The following is a 14,589-nucleotide window of genomic DNA, read 5'->3' as shown; positions in this document are numbered from 1 at the left end:
ATTATCGGGTTAATCGTTTCCAAATCAGTGGGTTGGTACCAATAACGTTTGAATCTCGCACACATTGTAACACCTCACCGTCCACGCGTAATACCGCGCCCTCCGAATAGTTCTGGTTTTGATAAACGCAACAGCGAGTACAGAGGTTATTGTTAGTATTACGATTTGCTGAGTTATTCCATACCTCTGGCGGCAGTGGCACCACGACATCAACATTGTTACGGTTAGCCATTGCCGCACCAGACATCAGCGTAACAAAGCTAATACAGCCCAACACTCCCCATGTTCTCATGCTTTATTCTCCTTGGCCTTAGACGGTGTTCTCTTACGTTTTTGGGTTGCCGCAGCCGAAGGCGCGGCTGGCAACCCACGGAAAGCCTGAGGTGACCGATTTTGTTTTGCCTGACTGATTAAACTCTGCAACGTGGCCACCAGCGGTTGCATAAAATCCTGATAACGACAGTTTTTCTCACTGATTTGTGTCAGCGTTGACTCCCAGTGTGCCGTCATATCTGGCCGTGCGGCAATATCAGGCAATGCATGAATTAATGCTCTCCCTGCGGGGCTGGCATGGATATAACGCCCTTTCTTAAACAAAAACGTTCGCTTAAAGAGCAATTCGATGATGCCGGCACGGGTTGCTTCTGTACCTAAACCGTCGGTGGCGCGTAACACTTTCTTCAACTCTTTATCCTGCACAAAGCGCGCAATACCGGTCATGGCAGATAATAAGCTGGCATCGGTGAATGGCCGTGGGGGCTGAGTTTGCCGCTCGACAACCTCCCCGCGCTCACACAATAATTCAGCGCCCTTCTCAACCACCGGCAAAGGCGCACCTTCATTCTCTTCATCACGCTCTTTACTGCCTAATAAGGTTCGCCAGCCCGCCTCGGCCAGAAAACGGGCTTTAGCGACAAATTTCCCCCCGGCAATATCCAGTTCAATAACACATTTACGAAACTGCGCATCAGGGCAAAACTGCATCAAATATTGTTGTGCCACCAGCCGGTAAACCTTGCCCTCATCTACCGTCAGATTCACCTTACTTGTCCGCGCCGTCGGGATAATGGCATGGTGGGCATCCACTTTTTTGTCATCCCAACAGCGATTACGCCTATCACTGTCCATCACTTCCAGCGGCAACAAATCAGCCTGATGAATACTGATGGCATTGAGTACCGCATGACGCCCGGCAAAATGTTCTTCAGGTAGGTATCGGCAATCCGAACGAGGATACGTAAGCAATTTGTGCGTTTCATATAAACGCTGGCAAATATCCAGCACTTGCTGCGCACTTAACCCGAATCGTTTTGCCGCTTCAATCTGCAAGGTAGAAAGCGAGAATGGCAACGGAGCGGTTTCTGATTCCCGTTTATCATTATAGGAAGTTACAAATGCAGGCTGACCCGTGATGCGATTAACCACATGTTCAGCCAGTGGCCGGTGTAACAAGCGCCCTTCTTCATCCTGATAAGATTCGCAAGAATCACTCGGCTGCCATAGCGCAATAAAGCGCTCATCAGCCGGTGTGACGATATGGGCTTTGACTTCAAAAAAATCTTTGGCAACAAAATCTTCTATTTCTTCATCGCGGCGCACCACCAGCCCTAATACCGGCGTTTGTACCCGGCCGACCGATAAGACACCGTCGTAGCCCGCATTACGCCCAAGAATGGTATAGGCCCGCGTCATATTAATGCCGTAGAGCCAATCTGCTCTGGCCCGCGCCAGGGCGGAGACACAAAGCGGAATAAACTCGCGGTTATAGCGCAATCGCTCCACGGCGCGCTCCACGGCTTGCGGGTTTAAATCGTTAATCAAGCAGCGGCGTACATTTTGCCGCTTCTCTGCGACCAAATCCAAATAGTCCAATACTTCATCAACCAGCAGTTGCCCTTCACGATCAGGGTCACCGGCATGGACCACTTCATCGGCTTGCAGCAACAATCGCTTGATAACATTCAGTTGTTTACTGACTGAGGGACGTGGCTGTAGCTGCCATTTTTCGGGAATAATCGGTAAATCGGCCAGTGACCAGCGAGCATAACGGCTGTCGTAAGCATCCGGTTGGGCCTGTTCCAGTAAATGGCCGACACACCAGGTCACCATTTGATCATTGCCACAGGCAATGAATCCATCACCCCGACGATGCGGTTTTGGCAAAATATCCGCAATTGCCCGCGCCAAACTGGGTTTTTCGGCAATAAACAGTCGCATCATTCACCGCACGAATACATAAAAAAAGACATCCAAGGAAAAGTCATTCTGCAATCTCAATCAGCGCCCGGCCACTCACAGCCTTAGTTAACTCACCAATAGGGTTGAGTGTTATGCCATATTGCGCCGCAATCACCTGCACATCAGCCTCTGCATCAGGCAGCACGGCCAACAGTAACCCCCCCGACGTTTGTGGGTCGCATAGCAACGTTCGCTGTAAGTCAGACATTACGCCGATCAGATGACCATAGCTGTCAAAGTTTCGCTCCGTACCGCCGGGTACACACCCTTCAGCGATATAGTCTTCGACGGCAGGTAAACGCGGGATAGCGGAGAAATGCAACGTCGCCTGAACGCCTGAACCCTGGCATATTTCGCTCAAATGGCCGAGCAAGCCAAACCCGGTCACATCCGTCATTGCGGTGACACCGGGGATATGCGCAAAATCAGCGCCCGATTTATTCAACTGACACATGGTTTCCGTAGCAACGCCTTGATGCTCTGACCGCAATTTACTTTTCTTCTCAGCCGTCGTTAAAATGCCGATACCTAAGGGTTTGGTTAGAAATAGTTTGCATCCCGCTTTTGCCGCACTATTTTTCTTTACCTGCTCGGTACTGACCACCCCCGTGACCGCTAAACCAAAAATCGGCTCCGGTGCATCGATAGAATGGCCTCCGGCCAGGGAAATACCTGCTTGTTGGCAAACCTGCCGCCCACCTTCGATAACCCGTCGGGCGATTTCGGGTGCCAGCTTATCAATCGGCCAGCCCAGAATGGCTATCGCCATAATCGGTTTGCCGCCCATCGCATAGATATCACTGATAGCATTTGTTGCAGCAATGCGGCCAAAATCGAATGGATCGTCAACGATCGGCATAAAAAAATCGGTAGTGCTGATAATCCCAACACCACTGCCGATATCATAAACGGCGGCGTCATCACGGGTTTCATTCCCTACCAACAAACGGGGATCAAAAAACTGCTGTTGCTCGGAGTGCAAAATTTTATCCAATACTTTCGGTGAAATTTTGCAACCGCAGCCCGCTCCGTGGCTGTATTGAGTAAGACGTATCGCTGGCGATGTCATAACACTCTCCCGTTTGGTGGTTCAATAATGAGCACGTTAATCAATAAATAAGGCTATTCGGTCAGGAATGATGCACGCAGGGCCAATATCCCAACAGCCTATGGTAGCGTCTATAGCATGTCTTGGTAAGTACAGTGCGGTGGTCGGGCAGATAGGTTGGTCACAAAGCAGCCGAAAACGCAGCATATTGCCGGAAAAAGGCAAAAGTTGCGTCACGGCCACCTGACAAAAACGAGGTTATTGTTAGAAGTGGCGAACAAAAGTGCTGTAATCCGGTGGGGTCACTTTGGTCGAAGACTTCAGTAACGGAGTACCGAGATAGAGAAAACCGACAATTTCATCTTGTTCACGGCAGGCAAAACCTTGACGAACAACCGGATGGTGAGTCCAGGAGCCGGTACGCCAGATACCATTAAAGCCTTGTGCCAAAGCTGCCATTTGCATCGCTTGCACCGCACAACCGGCAGAAACCACCTGTTCCCAGTTAGGCACTTTGCCATTTTCAGTAATGTGGGCAATCACGGTAATAATCAGTGGTGCGCGGAAAGGCGCATTTTTCGCTTTCTCCAGCACCGCATCATCCGCACCATCATGTTGAACGGCTTTTTGTAACAACTGACTAAAACGCTCCAGCCCGTCATTTTCGATCAAAACAAAGCGCCAGGGCTGCAATGTGCCATGATCCGGTGCTCGCATTCCGGCGTGAATAATATGGCCTAACGCCTCTCCAACTGGGGCCGGAGCCGCTAAACGTGATGCCGAACGGCGGTTAAGTAACAGTTCTAATGCATCCATCATTTTCTCCTGATAACGATTTTCATTTTCAGCAAGGTAGCATAAGTTGTCGTTTTGTTGCCAGCGTTGACCTTTCAGCTAGGCTCAACAGTGATTTAAAGCTGACTTTTATTCGTCAGGTCATTAGGATATCCCTACTTGCTCGGTTTTGTTGGAGATAACATGCGCACTTTGTGGCGAATTATTGCTGGCTTTTTCAAGTGGACATGGCGTCTGCTGAATTTTGTCAGAGAGTTTATTCTTAATCTTTTCCTGATACTGCTCATTTTAGTCGGCGTCGGTATTTACCTTCAGTTTCAAAGCAAACCGGTCGAACCGGTTAAAGGCGCTTTGCTGGTTAATTTAACTGGCGTGGTGGTGGATCAACCGGCCGTCAATAATAAGTTGCGTCAATTGGGCCGCGAGTTATTAGGGTCATCCAGTAATCGTTTACAGGAAAACTCGCTGTTCGATATCGTTGATACTATCCGTTTAGCAAAAAACGATAATAATATTACCGGCCTGGTGCTATCACTGAGTGATTTTACCGGCGCGGATCAACCGTCGCTACAATATATGGGTAAAGCACTGCGTGAGTTCCGTGACAGTGGTAAACCCATTTATGCTATTGGCGATAGTTACAATCAAACCCAATATTATTTAGCCAGTTTTGCCAATAAAATTTACCTGTCACCCCAAGGTGCGGTGGATTTACATGGTTTTGCCAGTAATAACCTTTATTACAAATCGTTGCTGGAAAAACTTCAGGTCACCACCAATATCTTCCGCGTCGGAACCTATAAGTCTGCGGTCGAACCCATGATCCGTGATGATATGTCACCAGCAGCCCGTGAAGCGGATAGCCGTTGGATTGGCGGTTTATGGCACAACTACCTCACCGCGGTCGCGGCTAACCGCCAATTAACACCTGAGCAACTGTTCCCCGGCGCGGCTGGCGTGATCAGTGGATTGCAAGCCGCGGGCGGCTCTCCTGCCCAATACGCGCTCACCAGTAAATTGGTTGATCAGTTGGCTTCACGCCCTGATGTTGAGACTGAGTTGGTCAAAACCTTCGGCTGGGATAAAAAGAGTAATGACTTTAATTACGTCAGTATCTATGACTATCAGCCGATGGCTGTCCCACAACAAGGCGGCCAGATAGCGGTTATTTTTGCTAACGGAGCGATTATTGATGGGCCACAAACACCGGGCAACGTCGGCGGCGATACGCTGGCAGCTCAAATCCGTCAGGCACGGTTAGATCCGAAGATTAAAGCGGTTGTCCTGCGGGTAAACAGCCCAGGCGGCAGCGTGAGCGCCTCTGAGTTGATTCGCTCTGAATTGACCGCACTGCGCGCGGCTAATAAGCCATTGGTGGTGTCAATGGGTGGAATGGCAGCCTCTGGTGGCTATTGGATCTCAACACCGGCGAACTATATTGTCGCCAGCCCGAGCACCCTGACCGGTTCGATTGGAATATTCGGTGTGATTAATACCTTCCAAAATACGCTGGAAAGTATTGGCGTACACACCGATGGCGTAGCAACGTCACCACTGGCTGATATCTCCATCACCAAAAACTTGCCACCTGAGTTCGCTCAGATGATGCAAATTAATATCGAAAATGGCTATAAGACCTTTATTGACCTGGTGGCAACCTCTCGCCACAAAACGCCAGAGCAGGTGGATCAAATCGCTCAGGGCCATGTGTGGATAGGCGTGGACGCCAAAAGTAATGGTCTGGTAGACCAGTTGGGAGATTTTGACGACGCCGTTAAGAAAGTCGCTGAACTGGCACAACTGAAAACCTGGCAGTTGAACTGGTTTATTGATGAGCCAAGCCTGAGCGATATGATCTTGGGTCAAATGAACGTATCCATTCAGGCGATACTACCTTCAGCCATTCAAGCGATGCTACCGGCTCCGATATCTGCGATGGCACAGGCCGTTAAAGATAAACCGAGTTTGCTTAACACCTTGAACGATCCGCAGAATCGCTATGCGTTATGCTTAAATTGTGGTGATGTCCGCTAGATAATTCACCAAATGAAAGATAAATACTCCGCCCGGCACCTGCCGGGCTTTTTTTATTCGTCAGGCTCCCTATAATTCACTCATCTCACTTCGCACTCATTTTCAGGTCACCCCGCCATGCAGAAGAAATCTATTTATGTCGCCTACACCGGCGGTACTATTGGTATGCAACGTTCTGATCACGGCTATATCCCGGTATCTGGCCACTTGCAGCGCCAATTGGCCTTGATGCCTGAGTTCCATCGGCCAGAAATGCCTGATTTTACTATCCATGAATACGCCCCGTTAATTGACTCCTCTGATATGACACCAGAGGATTGGCAGCATATCGCTAATGACATTCAGCAGAATTATGATTTGTATGACGGTTTTGTGATTCTGCACGGTACTGACACGATGGCGTTTACCGCCTCGGCACTCTCTTTTATGTTGGAGAACCTGGCGAAGCCGGTCATTGTGACAGGGTCACAAATTCCCTTAGCAGAATTACGCTCTGATGGGCAAACCAACTTGCTAAATGCGCTCTATCTGGCGGCTAATCATCCGGTGAATGAAGTCAGCTTATTCTTCAATAACAAACTGTTCCGTGGCAACCGCACCACTAAAGCTCATGCCGATGGTTTTGATGCTTTCGCTTCACCCAATCTCTCGGTGTTGCTTGAAGCCGGGATTCATATCCGTCGTATGGTGTCCGTTGAGTCACCGGTCAATAATGGGCCATTGATTGTGCATAGCATTACACCTCAGCCCATTGGAGTGGTGACGATTTATCCAGGAATATCCGGTGCGGTAGTGCGTAACTTCTTGCTTCAGCCGGTAAAGGCGCTCATTTTACGCTCATACGGGGTGGGCAATGCCCCACAGAAAGCCGAATTATTGGATGAGTTAAAAAATGCCAGCGAGCGCGGTATTGTGGTGGTGAATCTGACGCAATGCATTTCTGGCCGGGTCAATATGGACGGTTACGCCACTGGCAATGCATTAGCTAACGCGGGGGTGATCAGTGGATTTGACATGACCGTTGAAGCCGCCCTGACAAAGCTGCATTATTTATTGAGCCAGGCGCTCACGCCTGAAGAGATCCGCGAGTTGATGCAGCAGAACTTGCGCGGCGAATTAACCGACACGAATTGATCCTGCGGAGTTTCAATGAACACAGCCCTACTCTTGATTGATTTGCAAAATGATTTCTGCCCAGGTGGCGCGTTAGCTGTCGCAGAAGGCGACCGTGTCATTGAGATTGCTAACCAGGCGATCGGGGCTTGTATCGCACAACAGATCCCCGTTATCGCCAGTCAGGATTGGCACCCTGCCGAACACCGCAGCTTTGCCATCAATTCAAATGCCAAACAGGGAACTATTGGCGAGTTGAATGGGCTGGTGCAAGTCTGGTGGCCGGTTCATTGCGTTCAGCACCAAGCTGGGGCCGCCTTTCATCCTCTGCTACAGCAAGATGCCATCGAACAGGTTTTCCGTAAGGGGCAAGATCCAGACATCGATAGTTATAGCGCTTTCTTTGATAATGGGAAACGAGCCAAAACGCCATTGGATGCATGGTTAAAGCAGCAAGGCGTGGAGAATTTGTTCATTATGGGGCTGGCGACAGATTACTGCGTGAAATACAGCGTGCTTGATGCATTAGCGCTGGGCTATAAAACAACCGTGATCAGCGACGGTTGCCGTGGGGTCAATCTGCAACCGCAGGACAGTGCGTTAGCATTTAAAGCCATGAGCGATGCAGGTGCACAGCAACTCACATTGCAACAATTTTTAGTCGCAACCCAATCTTGCTGAAGTCAGTTCAGCGGGGTAATAGTTTGGTCATTAACCCCTAAGTCGGCGCTAATAGTGGCGCAGTGAGAACGCTCTTCCTGCGCCAGTAATACCGCTTAAAACACCTTACTCAGGCTTCAACTTTGCCAGCATCGGTTGGCTAAACTGCTGCTTCAACTCTTGCTTGGTTTTCATCACTATCTGCCCATCGGTGCCGATACTCATATGCTGCGCATCCTTGTTGTGACGGGCCTGCCACAGCATCACCATCTGTAAGCTGTTCTCTTTTTGTTCTGGCGTCAAAACCACACCGTCTGGCCATTTACCTAACTCTACCGCTTGCATCAAGCGCTGGTAGATTTCAGGTGTCATCACGGAAATCAGGTCTTCAAGCTCCATCAGAGCATCCTTAGATAAACGAATAATAAGCTGAATCGTTTTTTCAAACTGCATACCAAGCCGTTATCAGCCCGCAATCTGTTCGCCATTCTGGTCATCAACAAAGTTCAATGACGCCGAGTTCACGCAATAGCGCTCGCCTGTAGGCTGCGGCCCGTCAGGGAATACATGCCCCAAGTGGGCATCACAATGACCACAGCGAATTTCAATTCGCTGCATATTATGTGAATTATCATCAATATAGCGGATAGAGTCATCTTTGATAGGTTGGTAAAAACTCGGCCAACCACAGCCAGAGTCAAATTTCGATTCTGAGATAAATAAAGGTTGATGACAACACAGGCACTCATAGATGCCATCGCGTTTGTTATGCAGCAATTTGCCACTAAAAGGGGCTTCTGTCCCGCGCTGTTGGGTGACATGACGCTGAATATCGGACAGTTTCTCAATATCTTGTGCAGGGTTCAGTTGTTTAGCCATTTGTGCGCTTCTCTGGCAGGGAATAAAATCAACGAAAACAATGCCTAATAATAACAAAAAATTAACAACAAAGCAGTTAAAATTGTCCTAAACTGTATGCCATCGAAGCGGCAACCGCATATACCCTTTATACTTGACGCCGCAGGGTTGTTAGCTATGCTCATTCACCCGAATCACTTACTCATGTAAGCTCATCGGGATTCGTTCGCTAGCTGCCTACCTGCAACGCCAATCATTTTGGGTATAAATACGATAAAAATCGCAAATATTACTGATTCTCACTTTAAACTGAATAATTCGCCCCAATATAAAAATGAGGCTAATCGAATCTGGAAACGTGCGATTAATGTTCGATCTACCGTTGTTGGTTTGATTTGTAGCAATAATTGACACGATTCCGCTTGACGCTCGGTAAGGTTTTTGTAATTTTACAACCAACCTTTTATTCACTAACAAATAGCTGGTGGAATATATGACTATCAAAGTAGGTATCAACGGTTTTGGCCGTATCGGTCGCATTGTTTTCCGTGCTGCTCAGGAACGTTCTGACATCGAAATCGTTGCAATCAACGACCTGTTGGACGCTGAATACATGGCGTACATGCTGAAATACGACTCTACCCACGGTCGTTTCGACGGTACTGTAGAAGTAAAAGACGGCCATCTGGTTGTTAACGGTAAAACCATCCGTGTTACCGCAGAGAGAGATCCGGCTAACCTGAAGTGGAACGAAGTTAAGGTTGACGTTGTTGCCGAAGCAACTGGCCTGTTCCTGACTGACGAAACTGCACGTAAGCACATCGCAGCAGGTGCTAAGAAAGTGGTTCTGACTGGCCCGTCTAAAGACGATACCCCTATGTTCGTTATGGGTGTTAACCATAAAGAATACGCAGGTCAGGAAATCGTTTCTAACGCTTCTTGTACTACTAACTGCCTGGCTCCACTGGCTAAAGTTATCAACGACAAGTTCGGTATCGTTGAAGCACTGATGACCACTGTTCATGCCACTACCGCAACTCAGAAAACTGTTGATGGCCCGTCTCACAAAGACTGGCGCGGCGGCCGCGGCGCATCCCAGAACATCATCCCTTCTTCTACCGGTGCAGCTAAAGCAGTGGGTAAAGTTATCCCAGCACTGAATGGCAAACTGACTGGTATGGCGTTCCGCGTTCCTACCCCTAACGTTTCAGTTGTTGACCTGACTGCACGTCTGGAAAAACCAGCGTCTTACAAAGAAATCTGTGCTGCCATCAAAGCGGCTTCAGAAGGCGAGCTGAAAGGCGTTCTGGGTTACACCGAAGACGACGTTGTTTCTACCGATTTCAACGGCGAAAAACTAACTTCAGTATTCGATGCTAAAGCCGGTATCGCGCTGAACGACAACTTTGTGAAACTGGTTTCTTGGTACGATAACGAAACTGGCTACTCAAACAAAGTTCTGGATTTGATCTCTCACATCTCCAAATAATGGATTGATGTAGATTTCTGCCAAAAGCCACCCTCGGGTGGCTTTTTTATTGTTGATACAGTGTGTTCCGAACCTTCGTCCGTTGCTCCACGACAAAAAATTGCGCAATATCAATGATTCACACGACTTTATCGGCGATGTGCTGCAAGATTTTAAGCCTGTGATATTATCAAGAGTCTGAAGTTCAATGGATATCCAGCCCCTTTGCTCATAAGGCCAAACGAATGAACGAGAAAGTATTCACTCTGCCTATTGTCGAACAAATCTCCCCCTATATCAGCCAGCGCCAACTGGATGAATTACCGGTCGTGGTTGTCTCTCATCCGAAAGTTCGTGCAGCCATAAGCCTGCAAGGTGCCCATCTGTTGGCTTACCAACCCAGTGGTGAACAACCGATTATTTGGCTGAGCAATAACACACCGTTTAAAGAGGGTGTGGCGATTCGTGGCGGCGTACCCATTTGCTGGCCGTGGTTTGGCCCAACGGCGCAACCCTCACACGGCTTTGCTCGTATTCTGCCGTGGGTACTTAGCGCCCATGATGAGAATGAAAATGGTGTCATCCTGACCTTCACGTTGGAAGATAGCGACACTTCTCGTCAGCTATGGCCACATGCGTTCACTTTAATCGCGCGCTTTAAATTGGGTGATGAATGTGAAGTTGAGTTGGAATCGCACGGTGAATATCAAGCGGAAGCAGCACTGCACACATACTTTCAGATTGGCGATATCAACCAAATTAAAGTCAGTGGGCTGGGTGAGAAATACTTAGATAAAGTATTGAAGGTTGCGGATGCAACCCAGCACGGTGATTTGGTGTTTAATGGCCAGACAGACCGGATTTATACGCATCCTCAAGCCTACAGCCTGATAAAAGATGCCGCGTTGCAGCGTACCATTGAAATACATCACCATCACCAGAGTGATGTGGTTGCCTGGAACCCAGGCGCTGAATTATCCAGCAGCATGGTGGATATGCCCAATGAGGGTTATAAGACGATGGTTTGCGTTGAAACCGCACGGGTGAGTAAGCCATTGGTCGCAACGGTAGATGCGCCAGCCCGGTTAGCCATGACGCTTCGTAGCCGTAAGAACACTTGATTTTAAACGTAAAAATGGGGCATTAGCCCCATTTTTTATGATTCAATGTGTTACTTTATTTATCAGCGGAAAGTATAAGTCACGCCAGTCCACAGCACACCGGTATAGGATTTATCAACCACCGGGCTATTTTTCACTTCATTGGACAGACGGATATAACGGCCCGTAAAGAAGGCATTCCAGTTTGGGTTGATAGTGTAATGAGCAGATAATTCCAAATACGGTGACCAGCTATCGCTTGGGTTATATTGCGCAAAGCCACTGCGCGCGGATTCAGCGCCACTGACACCATAGTAATAACCATTTTGGTCACTGCTGTTCCAGCTCACACCGGCTCCGGGTATCAGTGTCCAGCTATCGACGGTATAACGGTATAAATAGGCCAGATCCCCGACAAAACCGTTGCTGTTATCCAGCACATCACCTGAGAACATGGTTCGCAATGTTCCCCAGTCCTCAATGTGAGAATATGACATCCCCGCCATCAGGGTGCTGCGTCGTTTATCCAACTGCTTCATCTGCTGGTCGTCACTGTCGCCTGGCGTAAAATGTAGAGGCAAATAATAGGCATCAATTGATAAGCGGTTATTATCATCTTTCCACAAGTAATAGCCCGCAGCTAAAGTACGAAAGTAGAAATTATCACTTTCGTAAGTAATGATGGGTACAGGATATACGCGGTCATTCTTGCCACGATAGGGATCTGGGCTAACCAATGCCGACGCCCCCAGAGACCAGGTTCCTGCCATCGCCGCTGGCATACAAATAGCCGTGGCAATAGTTAAAGCAGCCAGAGTTTTCATGCGCGTCATTTTTATATGATGTTTTTTCACTGATTAAATCCTGTTAGTAACAAAATATTGCTCAGATCTAGTGTAAATCAATTAGTTGTCTGTGGCGAAATTTTTACACATTTTAGGTGGACATCCAAAACGCCAGTACAACTTATCCCCCATTATCCTATCCCTGATAACCAAAAAATTTACGTAGATTTGATTGCAATAAAATAACGATACATTCAAATAGATAAGCTTAATTAATCATATATAAAATGCTAGTAATAAAATAAAAAATAGATTTAATCACTAATTGGTGGTCATTTATTGTTCGGTGGGTGACAAATCTATGTTAATGACTCACTTGACCTTTAGAGGAGACGCGACCATAACAATAAGGTAGTAGTTTCAAAATTTTAACCCAATAAAGCGCTACTATTATTTTATGTTCCCAACCATTCAAACAGGACGGGCATCGCTATGAACATATTTGATCACTATCGCCAGCGCTACGAAGCGGCCAAGGACGAAGAGTTCACACTGCAAGAGTTCCTCACCATCTGCCAGCAAGATCGCAGCGCATATGCCAATGCGGCTGAACGTTTGCTGATGGCAATTGGTGAGCCAGTCATGGTTGATACCGCGCTAGAGTCCCGCATGTCTCGGCTGTTTTCTAACCGGGTTATCGCCCGCTACCCTGCTTTTGAAGAATTCTATGGTATGGAGGAAGCCATCGAACAGATTGTTTCCTATCTCAAACATGCGGCCCAAGGCTTAGAAGAGAAGAAACAGATCCTCTACTTGCTCGGCCCGGTCGGTGGGGGTAAATCATCACTGGCTGAACGCTTGAAAGCACTGATGCAACGTGTCCCTATCTACATCTTAAGTGCTAATGGTGAGCGCAGCCCGGTCAATGACCATCCATTGTGCTTATTCAACCCGCAGGAAGATGCGGCAATTCTGGCCAAAGAGTACAACATTCCTGGCCGTTATCTTGGCACCATTATGTCGCCGTGGGCGGCCAAGCGCTTGCATGACTTTGGTGGTGATATTACCAAATTCAAAGTCATTAAAGTTTGGCCCTCAATCCTTGAACAGATAGCTATCGCGAAAACTGAGCCGGGTGATGAGAATAATCAGGATATCTCCGCACTGGTCGGTAAAGTAGATATCCGTAAACTGGAAAATCACGCGCAAAACGATCCCGATGCTTATGGTTATTCCGGCGCATTGTGCCGTGCAAACCAGGGGATTATGGAATTCGTCGAGATGTTCAAAGCGCCCATTAAGGTGCTACATCCATTACTGACCGCCACGCAGGAAGGGAACTATAACGGTACCGAGGGGATCTCTGCCCTGCCATTCAGCGGTATTATCCTCGCACACTCAAACGAATCTGAGTGGGTCACTTTCCGTAATAACAAAAACAACGAGGCATTCCTCGACCGGGTGTATATCGTCAAAGTGCCTTATTGCTTGCGTGTCTCAGAAGAGATCAAAATTTACGACAAGCTGTTGAATCACAGTGAATTAACCCACGCACCTTGCGCGCCTGGCACACTGGAAACACTGGCACGTTTCTCGATTCTTTCCCGAATGAAAGAACCGGAAAACTCCAGTATTTACTCCAAAATGCGAGTCTATGACGGTGAAAGTCTGAAAGATACCGATCCGAAAGCCAAGTCGTATCAGGAGTATCGCGACTACGCGGGGGTTGACGAAGGGATGAACGGCCTTTCTACCCGTTTTGCCTTTAAAATCCTCTCAAGGGTATTTAACTTTGATCACGCCGAAGTGGCCGCTAACCCGGTACATCTGTTCTACGTGCTGGAACAGCAAATCGAGCGGGAACAATTCCAACAAGATGTTGCAGAGAAATACCTTGAGCATCTGAAAGGCTATTTGATCCCGAAATACGCCGAATTTATCGGTAAAGAGATCCAGACTGCCTACCTGGAATCCTACTCTGAATATGGTCAGAACATTTTTGACCGTTATGTTATCTACGCCGATTTCTGGATTCAGGATCAAGAGTATCGTGACCCAGATACCGGGCAGTTATTTGACCGTGAAGCACTGAATGCTGAACTGGAGAAAATTGAAAAACCGGCGGGTATCAGCAACCCGAAAGACTTCCGTAATGAAATCGTCAATTTTGTGTTGCGCGCCAGAGCCAATAATAATGGCCGTAATCCAAATTGGACCAGTTATGAGAAGCTGCGTACCGTTATCGAGAAGAAAATGTTCTCCAACACGGAAGAGTTATTGCCCGTTATCTCCTTTAATGCCAAGACCTCAACGGATGAGCAGAAAAAACATGATGACTTTGTCGACCGAATGATGGAGAAAGGTTATACCCGCAAGCAAGTTCGTTTGCTGTGCGAATGGTATCTGCGGGTAAGAAAATCATCATAACCTGTTATCGATCCACCCTAACATCGCAGGTACAGCTTTCGCGTTGTGGCTGTGTTGGCAGCC

13 protein-coding genes are annotated in these 14,589 nt (G+C 48.0%); 6 read left to right on the top strand and 7 right to left on the bottom strand.

The features are described 5' to 3' along the window. Position 1: 1 nt before the first annotated feature. The 4 genes from YALDO0001_RS00815 to YALDO0001_RS00800 all read right to left on the bottom strand — a co-directional run bounded on the left by YALDO0001_RS00815 (position 2) and on the right by YALDO0001_RS00800 (position 4,102). On the bottom strand, positions 2-292 hold the full coding sequence (locus YALDO0001_RS00815) for a DUF1496 domain-containing protein (protein ID WP_042839187.1): 291 nt from the start codon (positions 290-292) through the stop codon (positions 2-4). Continuing rightward, complete coding sequence (locus YALDO0001_RS00810) at positions 289-2,217, bottom strand: DNA topoisomerase III (protein WP_042839186.1); 1,929 nt, start codon at positions 2,215-2,217, stop codon at positions 289-291. The genes YALDO0001_RS00815 and YALDO0001_RS00810 overlap by 4 nt, the downstream gene beginning before the upstream one ends. Before the next feature lie 43 nt (positions 2,218-2,260). Next, complete coding sequence (gene selD / locus YALDO0001_RS00805) at positions 2,261-3,307, bottom strand: selenide, water dikinase SelD (protein ID WP_004699118.1); 1,047 nt, start codon at positions 3,305-3,307, stop codon at positions 2,261-2,263. Between the two features lie 243 nt (positions 3,308-3,550). Continuing rightward, a complete protein-coding gene (locus YALDO0001_RS00800; RefSeq protein ID WP_042839185.1) occupies positions 3,551-4,102 on the bottom strand; it encodes an NAD(P)H nitroreductase in 552 nt (183 codons plus the stop codon). Positions 4,103-4,264: 162 nt separating this feature from the next. Here YALDO0001_RS00800 and sppA point away from each other — a divergent pair, with 162 nt between their 5' ends. From sppA to pncA, 3 genes are all read left to right on the top strand, one after another. Next, complete coding sequence (gene sppA, locus YALDO0001_RS00795; RefSeq protein WP_004699113.1) at positions 4,265-6,115, top strand: signal peptide peptidase SppA; 1,851 nt, start codon at positions 4,265-4,267, stop codon at positions 6,113-6,115. 117 nt (positions 6,116-6,232) lie between these two features. Then, entirely contained in the window at positions 6,233-7,249 is a 1,017-nt protein-coding gene (gene ansA / locus YALDO0001_RS00790; protein ID WP_004699110.1) for an asparaginase, read from the top strand. A gap of 15 nt (positions 7,250-7,264) precedes the next feature. Next, positions 7,265-7,909 (top strand): bifunctional nicotinamidase/pyrazinamidase, encoded by a 645-nt coding sequence (gene pncA, locus YALDO0001_RS00785; protein WP_042839184.1) that lies wholly within the window; start codon positions 7,265-7,267, stop codon positions 7,907-7,909. A gap of 105 nt (positions 7,910-8,014) precedes the next feature. On the opposite strand, the gene YALDO0001_RS00780 is transcribed toward pncA, so the two are convergent. Together YALDO0001_RS00780 and msrB are read right to left on the bottom strand one after the other, a co-directional pair. Then, complete coding sequence (locus tag YALDO0001_RS00780) at positions 8,015-8,287, bottom strand: YeaC family protein (RefSeq protein ID WP_042548464.1); 273 nt, start codon at positions 8,285-8,287, stop codon at positions 8,015-8,017. Positions 8,288-8,353: 66 nt separating this feature from the next. After that, positions 8,354-8,767, bottom strand: coding sequence for a peptide-methionine (R)-S-oxide reductase MsrB (gene msrB / locus YALDO0001_RS00775; protein WP_042839183.1), 414 nt, complete (start codon positions 8,765-8,767; stop codon positions 8,354-8,356). 472 nt (positions 8,768-9,239) lie between these two features. Between msrB and gapA the strand changes: the two genes are divergently transcribed. Beyond that, a complete protein-coding gene (gene gapA / locus YALDO0001_RS00770; protein WP_042545980.1) occupies positions 9,240-10,235 on the top strand; it encodes a glyceraldehyde-3-phosphate dehydrogenase in 996 nt (331 codons plus the stop codon). 224 nt (positions 10,236-10,459) lie between these two features. Next, a complete protein-coding gene (locus YALDO0001_RS00765; protein ID WP_004699102.1) occupies positions 10,460-11,335 on the top strand; it encodes a D-hexose-6-phosphate mutarotase in 876 nt (291 codons plus the stop codon). Positions 11,336-11,397: 62 nt separating this feature from the next. Here YALDO0001_RS00765 and YALDO0001_RS00760 read toward each other — a convergent pair whose 3' ends face one another. Then, the gene (locus tag YALDO0001_RS00760) at positions 11,398-12,147 is read right to left on the bottom strand and encodes a MipA/OmpV family protein (protein WP_427926912.1); all 750 of its coding nucleotides are present in this window, start codon (positions 12,145-12,147) and stop codon (positions 11,398-11,400) included. Between the two features lie 444 nt (positions 12,148-12,591). Here YALDO0001_RS00760 and yeaG point away from each other — a divergent pair, with 444 nt between their 5' ends. Beyond that, positions 12,592-14,526: a protein kinase YeaG gene (gene yeaG, locus YALDO0001_RS00755; protein WP_004699100.1), complete on the top strand. Its 1,935-nt coding sequence runs from the start codon at positions 12,592-12,594 to the stop codon at positions 14,524-14,526. The last annotated feature ends 63 nt before the right edge of the window (positions 14,527-14,589 follow it).

This window comes from Yersinia aldovae ATCC 35236, assembly GCF_000173735.1.
In the GTDB taxonomy this organism is placed as follows: Bacteria; Pseudomonadota; Gammaproteobacteria; order Enterobacterales; family Enterobacteriaceae; genus Yersinia; species Yersinia aldovae.
This window is presented reverse-complemented; position numbering and strand designations above follow the sequence as displayed.